Here is a 5,290-nt window from a genome sequence, read left to right as displayed (position 1 = left end):
CCCCTGCTGTCCGCCGTGCGCCCGCGCCCCGGCCGGCCGGACGTCGACACCGCCGTGTGGATCGACGTCCTTTCCCTGCCGGCCACCCCAGGCCTGCACCGCTTCCTGCGGGAGCTCGAGCAGTTCCTGTTCGCCCTGGACGGGGACAGGGCGACGGTCCGGGTGGAGTGGTCCAAGGGCTGGGCCTACACCGACACCGCCGCGTGGTCCGACCCGGAGGTCCTCGCCCGCACCGTCCCCGCCTCCCTGCGAGCCGGGGGCGGCCCCGGCTGGGACGAGGCCGTCGCGACCCTGAACCGGCTCGACCCCCACCACGTGATGTCCAGCCCGTTCCTCGACACGCTGCTGCGCTGATCCCGCCGGGATGAGACGTATTCCGCCGGGCAGGCGACCGCCGCACGGCTCTCGCCGCACACGACGCAGCCCGGGCCCCGGCCGACGTGCGACCGGGGCCCGGGCTGCGGGGAGAGGAGGACGGCTCAGTCCTGCGCCGGCTCCATCCGCAGCGAGATCGAGTTGATGCAGTACCGCTGGTCGGTCGGCGTCGGGTAGCCCTCGCCCTCGAAGACGTGGCCCAGGTGGGAGCCGCAGCGGGCGCAGCGGACCTCGGTGCGGACCATCCCCAGGGAGGTGTCCGAGATCAGCTCGACCGCGTCGGTGTCCTTCGGGTCGTAGAAGGACGGCCAGCCGCAGTGGGACTCGAACTTGGTGGCGGAGGTGAAGAGCTCGGCCCCGCAGGCGCGGCAGGAGTAGACGCCCTTCGCCTTGGTGTCGGTGTACTCACCGGTGAAGGGGCGCTCGGTACCGGCCTGGCGCAGGACGGCGTACTCCTCCGGGCTGAGCTCCGCGCGCCACTGCTCGTCGGACTTCTCTATCTCGTAGGCCATGGTGTGCGCCTTCCCCTTACCGGTTCTGCTGTGCGAGACGGTCCAGGATCAGCGGGCCGAGGTCGGTGACGTCGCCCGCTCCCATGGTGAGAACGAGATCACCGGGCCTGGCCATTCCCGCGACCACGGCGGGCGCGTCGGCCTTGTCGTGGACGGCGGTGACGTCGGCGCCGGTGTCCCGGGCGGCGTCGATGATCAGCTCGCTGGTGACGCCGGGGATCGGGTCCTCGCGGGCCGGATAGATGTCGAGGACGACGGAGGCGTCGGCGAGGGCCAGCGCCACGCCCATCTCGGTGCCGAGCTCCTGGGTGCGGGAGAACAGGTGCGGCTGGAAGAGGACCAGTATCCGGCCGCCCTCGGGGAGACCGGCGCGCATGGCCTCGAGGTCGGCGTTCATCTCGGTCGGGTGGTGGGCGTAGGAGTCGATCACCTGGACCCCGGCGGCCTCGCCCTTGAGCTGCAGGCGCCGCTTGACGCCCGTGTAGGCGGCGATCGCGGGCGCCAGCTCCTCGGCCGGGATGCCCAGCGCGACGCCCGCGGCGAGGGCGGCGACCGCGTTGTGGGCGTAGTGGCGGCCGGGCACCGAGACCGTGAAGGTGAGCGGGGCGTCGTCGATCTGGACGGTGACGTCGCTGGTGAGGCCCTTGGCGACGACGGCGCCGATGCGGACGTCGGCGTCCAGGGACTCGCCGTAGGTGACCGTGCGGATGCCGGTGCCCTCCAGGCGCGCGGTGAGCTCGCGGGCGCCCTCGTGGTCGGCGGAGATCACCAGCGTGCCGCCGGGGACGATCTTGCCGGCGAAGATCCGGAAGGAGTCGTAGATCTCCTCGATCGACGCGTAGTTGGCGTGGTGGTCGAGCTCCACGTTGAGGACGATGGCGACCTCGGGCGCGTACTTGTGGAAGCTGCGGTCCGACTCGTCGGCCTCGGCGACGAAGATCTCGCCCGAGCCGTGGGCGGCGTTGGAGCCCGGCAGGTCGAGGTCGCCGCCGATGGCGTACGAGGGGTCGAGGCCGAGGGCGCCCAGGGAGACCGCCAGCATGGAGGTGGTGGTGGTCTTGCCGTGGGTGCCGGCGACGGCGATGGGCCGCAGGCCGTCCATCACGCGGGCCAGCGCGTCCGAACGGTGGACGACGGGGATGCCCAGCTCGGCGGCTCGGGCCAGCTCCGGGTTGTCCTCGCGGATGGCGGAGGAGACCACCACGCAGCTGGCGTCGTCGGCCAGGTGCGCGGCGTCGTGCCCGATGTGGACGGTGGCGCCCAGGGCGCGCAGCGCGTCGGCGGTGGCGGAGTCCTTGGCGTCGCTGCCGGCGACCTTGGCGCCCCGCTGGGCGAGGATCTTCGCGATGCCCGACATACCGGCGCCGCCGATGCCGATGAAGTGCGGTCGGTCCATGGCGGTGGGCAGGCCGGGTGCCATGCGTGTCTCCCCTGCGGTGGTGCGGTCGTGTCCGCCCACAGCCTAGTACCGCGCCCGCCGTGGCCCCGGTGCGGCCGCACCGGGGCGGGTCCTCCCCCACCCCTCGCGGCCTCCCCGCGTCGGGCCGATCGGGTGGATCCGGCCGCCACCGCCGACTGCCGACTGCTGCAGCCGACGACCGCCGGCGGCCGGTCCGGGCGGTCAGGCGGGGGTCTGGCCCTGGGTCCTGCTGTGCGAGAAGAGCTTGAGCACCGGCACGCCCACCTTGTGGCGGGCCCGGGAGGCCCAGTCGCGGTGGAAGAACTCCTCGACGTAGTGCGGGTCGGTCAGCACGATCACCTCGTCCGCGCCGACCTCCTCGACGACGGCTCTCAGCGCGTCCAGCGGGTGGTCCTCGACCAGCCGCCCCTCCGCGTCGCTGCCGGCGGCGCGCAGCGCCACCAGGGAGATGTCGAGGGCCTGGCGGCCCTGTTCGGCGGCGTCCTTGCCCTCCGGCTTGGCGGACTCACGGGCCGCCTCGTCCAGCGCGCCGAGGGCGATGTCGTCGATGGCGCGCAGCAGCCGGTCGGCCTGGTCGCCGCGCGGCTGGAGCATGACGTGGAAGGCGACCGGCTCGTCGCCGTGCAGCGTGGTGACGAACTCGACGTCGGCCGAGGTCAGGGCCTTCTCGATCATCAGTACGCTCGTGAACACGTGGGCGCCCCTTCTCTTCCGTTCACGGACCTGAGGGGCCCGCTGTCGTCCGTGGCCGGCAGCGCCGTCGTGGGCCGCTGCTGAAACCATCCTGCCCCCTGGCCGCGGTCCGGACCTACGCAATTCCTCGGCCGCGCCGGACCGGCCGGACCTGGGGGATCTCCATGTTCCACCGATCGCACGCCTCAATCCCGGCCGACCCGGCCCGTGCGGCCCGGTCGGAGCCCCGTCCGGCCGTGCGGCGAGCGCCCCGCTCGGGCGCGCGGTCCCTCATCTCCCCGGGGACCCGGCCTCAGCTCCGGTGGTAGCGGCTGAAGAGGAAGCCGTCCTCCTCCAGCAGCGAGCCGAGCACGAAGCGGTGCGGCACGGCGACCGACGGGCCGCCCGCGATGCGCTGGGCGTCCCCGGCGGTCAGGGTCGGGGAGACGGTCAGGCACAGCTCGTCCAGCACGCCCGCGGCGATCAGCTGCCCCAGCAGGCGCGGGCCGCCCTCGGTGAGCAGCCGGGTGTGACCGAGCCCGGCGAGCGCGTGCACGGCCCGCGCCGGGTCGACGCCCATGCCGTCGCCCGCGACGACCACCCGGGCGCCCGCCTTCTCGGCGGCGGCGACCCGGCCGGGGTCGGCGGCGGCGCCGGTGAGGATCAGGGTGGGCACCAGCGGCGAGGTGAAGAGGGGGAGCGAGAGGTCCAGCTCCAGGCTCGCCGAGACGACGGCGATGACGGGGGCCGGGCCTTGGCCCGCGGCCGCCCGGCGGGCGGCGAACTCCTTGCGGGCCCGGGCGGGCCGGTAGCCCTCCTGCCGGACGGTCTGCGCGCCGACCACGATCACGTCGGCCAGCGCCCGCAACGTGCCGAAGATGCGCATGTCCGTGGCACTGGAGATCGGGTGCGAGCGGCCGTCGTGCTGGGCCGCGCCGTCGAGGCTGGAGACCATGTTGGCGCGCAGCCACGGCTCCCGGGCGCCGGGGCCGCACTGCGGGTCGGTGGCGTGCGTGGGGTACGCGTACGCGTCGGCCAGTTCGTCGAGGGTCCACTCGCGGCCCGGATCCGTCGGGTCTGCCGGGGCGGCGGGGGCTGTCTCTTGGGTCACAGGGAACAGGCGTCGCATGACACGCAGTGTGACATGCCGCTTAACATGGGGAAGCGTGTCTCCTTCCACCTCCGCCGCCGGTCGCGGACCCATAGCCGAAACGGCCCCGCAGTCCCTCTGCGCCCGTGAGCCCTTCGTCCCCGCCGATCGTCTGGTGGCGGAGATGGTGCCGCCGCCGCGCTTCGGCGAGGCCCGCTTCGGGACGTACATCCCGGACCCGAACCAGCCCAGCCAGAGCGAGGCGGTCCGGGTCCTGGAGAGCTTCGCCGCGACCCTCGGCGGCCCGCCGGCGGACTCCGGCGGCGGCGCGATGCGCCGGCTGTTCGGGCTCGGCAAGGCGAAGCAGCCCGCCCCCGCCGGTCCCCGCGGCGTCTACCTGGACGGCGGGTACGGCGTCGGCAAGACCCACCTGCTGGCCTCGCTGTGGCACGCCACCCCGGCGGAGCCCTCGCTGAAGGCGTTCGGCACCTTTGTGGAGCTGACCAACCTGGTCGGCGCGCTGGGCTTCCAGCAGACCGTGAAGACCCTCTCCGGGCACCGCCTGCTGTGCATCGACGAGTTCGAACTGGACGACCCGGGCGACACCGTGCTGGTGTCCACCCTGCTGGGCAAGCTGGTCGAGGCGGGGGTCGCGCTGGCCGCCACCTCCAACACGCTGCCGGGCAAGCTGGGCGAGGGCCGGTTCGCCGCGGCGGACTTCCTCCGTGAGATCCAGGGTCTGTCGGCGCACTTCCGCGCGCTGCGCATCGACGGCGAGGACTACCGGCACCGGGGCCTGCCCGAGGCGCCGCCGCCTTTCTCCCAGGAGCAGGTCGAGCGGGTCGCGCACCGCACGCCGGGGGCCTCGCTGGACGCGTTCCCCGCGCTCCTCGACCACCTCTCGCGGGTCCACCCGAGCCGCTACGGGGCGCTGACGGACGACCTCGCCGCGGTCTGCCTCACCGGGGTCTCCGCGGTGCCGGACCAGTCCACCGCCCTGCGCCTGGTGGTCCTCGCGGACCGGCTGTACGACCGGGAGGTGCCGGTGGTGGCCTCGGGGGCGCCGTTCGACGGGCTCTTCAGCGACGAGATGCTGGCCGGCGGGTACCGGAAGAAGTACTACCGGGCCATCTCGCGGCTGACGGCGCTGGCCCGCGACGCCAAGCCGCTCGTCGACGCCTGACGGCACCGCAGGCCGGACGCGGACGGGAGGGCCCGGGC

At 74.0% G+C, this 5,290-nt stretch carries 6 protein-coding genes; 2 read left to right on the top strand and 4 right to left on the bottom strand.

The features are described 5' to 3' along the window. Positions 1-354, top strand: a 354-nt coding sequence (locus ACOV8S_RS04135; RefSeq protein WP_448316154.1) for a cholesterol oxidase substrate-binding domain-containing protein, incomplete at its 5' end; no start/stop codon positions are given. Between the two features lie 125 nt (positions 355-479). On the opposite strand, the gene msrB is transcribed toward ACOV8S_RS04135, so the two are convergent. From msrB to ACOV8S_RS04115, 4 genes are all read right to left on the bottom strand, one after another. Next, on the bottom strand, positions 480-887 hold the full coding sequence (gene msrB / locus ACOV8S_RS04130; RefSeq protein WP_448316153.1) for a peptide-methionine (R)-S-oxide reductase MsrB: 408 nt from the start codon (positions 885-887) through the stop codon (positions 480-482). 16 nt (positions 888-903) lie between these two features. Then, on the bottom strand, positions 904-2,307 hold the full coding sequence (murC, locus tag ACOV8S_RS04125; RefSeq protein WP_448316152.1) for a UDP-N-acetylmuramate--L-alanine ligase: 1,404 nt from the start codon (positions 2,305-2,307) through the stop codon (positions 904-906). Positions 2,308-2,508: 201 nt separating this feature from the next. Continuing rightward, positions 2,509-3,000 carry an indole-3-glycerol phosphate synthase gene (locus ACOV8S_RS04120; RefSeq protein WP_382549845.1) on the bottom strand — a complete coding sequence of 164 codons (492 nt, stop codon included), beginning with the start codon at positions 2,998-3,000 and terminating at the stop codon, positions 2,509-2,511. Positions 3,001-3,292: 292 nt separating this feature from the next. Next, positions 3,293-4,108 (bottom strand): pyrimidine reductase family protein, encoded by an 816-nt coding sequence (locus ACOV8S_RS04115; protein ID WP_448316151.1) that lies wholly within the window; start codon positions 4,106-4,108, stop codon positions 3,293-3,295. A gap of 37 nt (positions 4,109-4,145) precedes the next feature. On the opposite strand from ACOV8S_RS04115, the gene zapE reads away from it, so the two are divergent. Continuing rightward, the gene (gene zapE / locus ACOV8S_RS04110) at positions 4,146-5,252 is read left to right on the top strand and encodes a cell division protein ZapE (protein ID WP_448316150.1); all 1,107 of its coding nucleotides are present in this window, start codon (positions 4,146-4,148) and stop codon (positions 5,250-5,252) included. Positions 5,253-5,290 lie beyond the last annotated feature (38 nt).

The organism is Streptomyces sp. CO7 (assembly GCF_053474865.1).
Note: the sequence above shows the minus strand (reverse complement) of the source record. Positions and strands in the feature narration are given on the sequence as shown.